Origin of the sequence: Acinetobacter sp. UBA2581 (assembly GCF_002339435.1) — a bacterium.
In the GTDB taxonomy this organism is placed as follows: Bacteria; Pseudomonadota; Gammaproteobacteria; order Pseudomonadales; family Moraxellaceae; genus Acinetobacter; species Acinetobacter variabilis.
This window is the reverse complement of sequence record NZ_DDLD01000056.1, coordinates 1-5,825: the sequence shown is the minus strand read 5'-3', so window position 1 is coordinate 5,825 and position 5,825 is coordinate 1. Positions and strand designations below refer to the sequence as shown.

Below are 5,825 nucleotides of genomic sequence, written 5' to 3'. Positions count from 1 at the left end.
TGATGTTTATAACATCATTTGAGGAGCAGAATATCACTTATAGGAGTTGTTCAAATTTACGGATCCATCTCTCTAGGCATCATTATCATCAATAGTGATCACCTGTTAGCTGTTTATAAATGTCGGTTCAAAGTTTTCATATCTCTTTCACTCATTGTGTAATTTATTTAAGGTTCTCTTTGCATTGACTGCATCCATGTGTACCACCAATAAGAAAAGAAAAACCCCGCTCAATAACTTGACGGGGCTGTTAGTGCCGTAACAATTTCGGCTAGGGATTAGATATTTTTTTCAAGAAAAAAATCTGTTTAACTCTCCCAAATTAAACAGATCAATTTGCGCTGTATCACTAATTATTCAGTATTATTTATTTGCACTAAATATAAAATCAAATTATTTCACTATGATGAAAATAGTTTATTTGATTCTTAAATATCACTTAACGTCTTTCAAAAAATTACGACAAACCTTAGATTTTCCAGCAAAAACTATGTAATCAACTTCCATTGTACTATATAGACCAAATATACGCTTTACGAATCGGAATAGTTATTTCCCCTTTTAAATTAATTTGAATGAAAATTTAAAAAGTAATATTTCTCTAATCCATAGTTTTAAAAAAAAGNNCTTTTTTTTAAAACTATGGATCGGTCTGAGCCAAAATTTTTATCTTTTATCAATAAATCCTTTTTATTCTTTATAATTTTGCGTGCTGTATTGCTCAACTGGCAATCGGGACAAGGCCTTTTGCCCTTTTTCACCAGGTAACCCTTCTACATACTGCAAAAATGCTTCTGCATAATCTAATCCCACATCTATACGACGCTCACCAGTAATGTCTTTAAAGCTTGTGTAAAAGTCCTGACCATCAGCTAGAAAGTTGATGGTAATTACTTGATAGGTCTGATTCATATTTAATGGCTGATATTGACCTTGTGCATTTCGAACCTTTAAATTGGATAAACGCTGACCCTTTGCCTTAGTTAAATCTACATCCCATTGTAGTCCACCCGCATATGGATAACTGCCTGTGTTACTACTCGTAACAGCATCCATGGCATCTTCCAGCACTGCTTTAATTTCTTGGCCAGTTGCATTTAATTGTACTAAGGTATTTTTGAATGGCAGCACTGTATAAATTTTCTCTACCGTAATATCACCTTGAGGCAGATCTACCCTTACCCCTCCTCCGTTTTGGATTGAAATATCTGCATTAAAATATTTTTTACCTTGCTGTAGAAATGCTTCGGCAACCAGCTGCTGTACATCACCCCCATGCTGATTAATAAAATCTGCTTTATTGCAGACATCACCTAAACTAGAACGTGATGTATCTTTGGTCATTCCTGGAACACGACGTAAGCATAAATTATCATTAGCAATGGCAACTTTTTCTTTGCCTAATAAGTTTTTAGCGACTTTATACGGTTCTAAAATACTTAAAGCTATAGCATCAGGCTGTACAATACGTAAGGAGTTACTATTTTCAATATCTCGCTTAATAGAATCTAGTTCCGTACTCATCAATGCTGGAGCATCTTTAGCTGTACGTTTAAAATCATCGCCAATCAATACATTGGCTTTTCCTGCACATGCTTCAATTTTACCATCGGCATCAAAGTTGACTTTGAGTTGTCCGACGACATAACTATATTGCCATGCCTGTACAACACAGACCTGATCACCATCTTTATTTTTTAATACAGTGGGATAGTCACCCTCTGGGCTTATACCGTAACTTTTAAGTTTCGCATCTGCCAGCAAGGTATGAGAATCTCCGCCAACAATGACATCAACGCCTGACAATTTAGTGGCTAAATCTTTTTCTAACCCGTACCCTAAATGAGATTGAACAATAATTTTATTGATGCCTTGCTGTTTTAGCTCATCAATATATTTTTGTGCAGTAACTACTTCATCATTAAATACAGTATCTTGATTTGGTCGAGAAGCATTTTTAGTTTTATTGGCAATCGTTAAACCAATTAAAGCAATTTTCTGCCCTTCTTTTTCCATAACTGTATAAGGTTTAACAAGGTTAGTTTGGTATAGTGCTGAAGTTTTTCCAAACTCGACATTTGCACTCAAGACTTGGGTTTTATTTTCACAATTACCTTTATCATTTAAGAATCCAATAAATTTTTTTAAGCCATCATCCGTATTATCGAATTCATGATTACCTAGCGTTAACGTATCGAAACAAACACTATTCATGAGATCTGCCTCTGCTTCACCTTCTTTCAAAGTAAAATAGAGGTCCCCAGTAATGGCATCACCTGAATGAATTTTTATTGGATTCTTCTCAGTGCTTGCCAAAGTATTCATCAACGCAGCAACGCGTGCAAAACCACCATTAGAGACTTGTATTTCTTCACGTTTACCCATCGAAGTTTCAAGCATTAATATAGTACTTTCCTCATCCAAATGTGAATGACTGTCATTAATATGTACTAAATTGACTTCCAGCGGTTTAGGAGGAATAACAGGCGTTATATTCGTATTTTCTTTACTATCATTATTACACCCAGTTAAAAACATACTAGAAACTAATAAACTGCATGTAAAACCCGAATACCTAGTTAGTTTATTATTAAAAGACATGACCACCCCACCTGATTATAATTTAAACAAACATCATGTAGGTCTGCTGTTTAAAATTCATGACATTCACTATTTTTTCTAATTGTTTTTTAACAAATGGTTAAGTTATCCCATTAGGGAACTTTTCATTTCATGCCCCAAGCTTAAATTATAAATTTTGAATAAGCATATGTTTGATTATTGCTTGGCTAATTTTTTAAGCACTCAATAAAATAAGGAGAAATATGAAATTTCCCCTTATAGATTAAATTTATTTCGTCAGTTTTCTTAATTTACAGTCGATGAACTCATATCAAAATTTACGTCTGCGTATCATGGAAACTAAAACGAGGCCCGTTAAGGTTAACATTGACCAGATCCCCATGCTGCCACCGCTTATTTTTCCTGTATCAGGATTACTCGATATATTTTCGTTTAAATCCATATCAACAATTACAGGATCATGATCGGAAGAACGGAATGCATCATCGCTATAGAATGCTGCAATTTGCTCATCTGTTTTATATTCTTCGTTATAGTCTAAGGCCGTCGGCTCATCAGCATTGATGTGCCAAGCAAAAGCGCGTTTCACCATTGGATATAAGTCTGCATCAGCAATTGCATGGTCTAGGTTTCCTGCGCCCCCATTGCCATTGGCATCACTTGCAACACCAAATACATAACTATAGGCTGTTTTACCTTGTCCAATTTTTTCGTCATTGAGCAAGACTTTATAATTGGCTTTTTCTAATGCTAAAATCGGATCTTCTTTAGCATAACTATTCATATCACCGACCAGCAAATAATTTGGTTTAGCCACTTGTGTTGGATTTTTTGCAATCCACTGCATAAGTTCTTGTACTGCAGTTAAACGTGTTGCATTCCAGCAACCTTGACCATCACCCTGATCAGCATCGGCCAGAGTTTTATCGGTAGGACAACTGCCTTTCGACTTTAAGTGATTGGGTACTATCGTAAATATTTTTCCACCATTTACAGATTGGAAACTTTGCGCCATGGTGACACGGTTCTTTTCAGTCTGATCATCATAAACTGCAGGCTCACCTACAGGTTTTACGCGCTTACTGTTATAGATAATCGCAACTGCAATTGCATCTGTACCTAATTTTGTCATTTGGGTTGGAATGACATATTTCCAGTCTGCACCTAAGGCTTGCGATAAGTATGCCACTGCACTTTTATCATCAAAACCATTATTTGCGATTTCCATTAACCCATACACATCGGCATCAATTGTTTTTAAAGCACTGACAATTTTTTGATGTTGCTTCTTAAACTCAGTTTCTGAGCTTGCACCACGTTCTGTTGGGAAACCTTTTTCTGAACCATTATCATAATTTAAGACATTAAAAGCCGCAGCGCGAATTTGTTTAACATCTTTTGGAATCACCGTTGAAGGACGTAAATTAGTATCCTTGATAATTTCAGGTTGTACCTTCCCCTGTATCGGTTGAATTCGCCATGCATTAAAACGATATTCTAAAATCCCCTCAACATTTTTCAGTTCAGAACCTGTTCTTAATGTATTTATGGCATTGAAGTTTTGCGGAAGTAATGGTGTTCTATTTTGATTATTATAGCCATCATCCAAGATAATTTTAGAAAGCAGATTTTGCTGGGCTAATGCAACTGCTTCAGCAGATTTTGCAGGATATAGATTAGTTGGAATATACAAGCGACCTAAACTTAAAGATAGCTCACCATAACGACCGTAATTGTAATTTTCACTTATCGTTAAAGTTTGTGGGATTTTAACCAGCATCCCTTGATAGCGTTTAGGTACATTTCCTGCTATCTCCGTCAAACTGGTAAACGGTAAATTAAGTGCCTGTGCCGTGACTGTATTGGATGCTTGTGTATGACAGGTTTGAATATTTTGATCAAGTTGATCTATTTGGAGTTGGTTTTGATATGAGGTTAAACGACCTTTTAAAATAACCTCTTCACCTACTTTTCCTCCAGTGATTTTACTACTTGCAGGAAGATAGACAAAAATAGCATTACTTAAATTGGATTTGGCTTTACTATCGGGCGTTTGTATATAAAAACCAGAAAAACCATTGTCATAACGGTAGTCTGCGGTAATAACACCACGAACAACATATGGTTGATTTTCTGCGGCAGATTGTAGGTCCGCAATCGCCGTATCTGCTGTATTACAACTGATAGGAGTAACGGGGGAGGTTATAGGCGCGCTTGTATCTAAATACTGGGAAAACTCATTTCGATCAGACCATTTAGACCATTCGCTTTCTAACTCAAATGCTGTTGCAGGATCAATTGAAGTTACATTATTTGAAGTTTTAGTACGTGACAAACTATTTTGATAACTACTAAAACCCACTCCCCAACCAGTACCTGGATCCTCTCCCACACGACCAAAACGGTCTATTGGAGTACCTTTATAAAACAGGACCAAGGTATCATCTCCATTAAATGCAAGTCCTGCCACTTGATTGACTTTATTACCAATTACTGCCTGCAACTCTGTTCGACCAATAATGTATTTTGCTTTACTTGCCAATGAACCTTCTAATTGAAAAGTCGCAGATTTCGTGGTTGAACCATTAGTAAATTGTTGAATCTCATAATCAGCTAAGTTCACTGTTAAACTGTCAGGGTTATAGATTTCCAAACCCTTTTTATTAGATGTACCATCTATATACTGACTAAACATTAATTGTGCATGTGCAGAAAACGAGCACCCCATAAGTATTAAACTTAAACTCAATATTTTTGGTTTTATATTCATAATGATTTTGAACAGTTGTTAAAATTCAAAATAGCTTAGTTTTTATACATGACATCACTATGAATAACTGATGACAGTTTTAGTGAAATCGCTTTTCTAGAATTTTTCTCATTAAGCCCCCAAGTTGTCCCGGTTTAAATCAACGTTGCCCCTTTTCTTCTAAATTCAGATAAAAGTCTGAATATTACCCAGATGAAATAACAATACAGTACGATGTCATAAATATGTCATGAAACAGTCACAGAATGCTTAGTTGAATAAAGTTTAATTCTTAGCCTTTCTACAGAATTAGTCATTTTTTTATTTACAAAGAGTCAATTAACCTCTTTCAAAGGCTTTAAAGAATTTTCTATTAGCTTCCTTCAGCGCTGCAATCTGACTTTATAAGAGCCATAAATGACTACCTTAAATGTGTCTTCAAACTCTTCATCACATCCGTTAAAAAAGTATATAAATAGTAAGCGTCCGCTGA

Annotated in this window: 2 protein-coding genes; both read right to left on the bottom strand. The window is 35.5% G+C overall.

All coding sequences use genetic code 11. The features are described from left to right. Positions 1–690: 690 nt before the first annotated feature. Positions 691–2,601: a bifunctional metallophosphatase/5'-nucleotidase gene (locus B3Q46_RS07035; RefSeq protein WP_286714034.1), complete on the bottom strand. Its 1,911-nt coding sequence runs from the start codon at positions 2,599–2,601 to the stop codon at positions 691–693. Between the two features lie 292 nt (positions 2,602–2,893). Then, positions 2,894–5,356, bottom strand: coding sequence for an ExeM/NucH family extracellular endonuclease (locus B3Q46_RS07030; protein ID WP_200004097.1), 2,463 nt, complete (start codon positions 5,354–5,356; stop codon positions 2,894–2,896). Positions 5,357–5,825 lie beyond the last annotated feature (469 nt).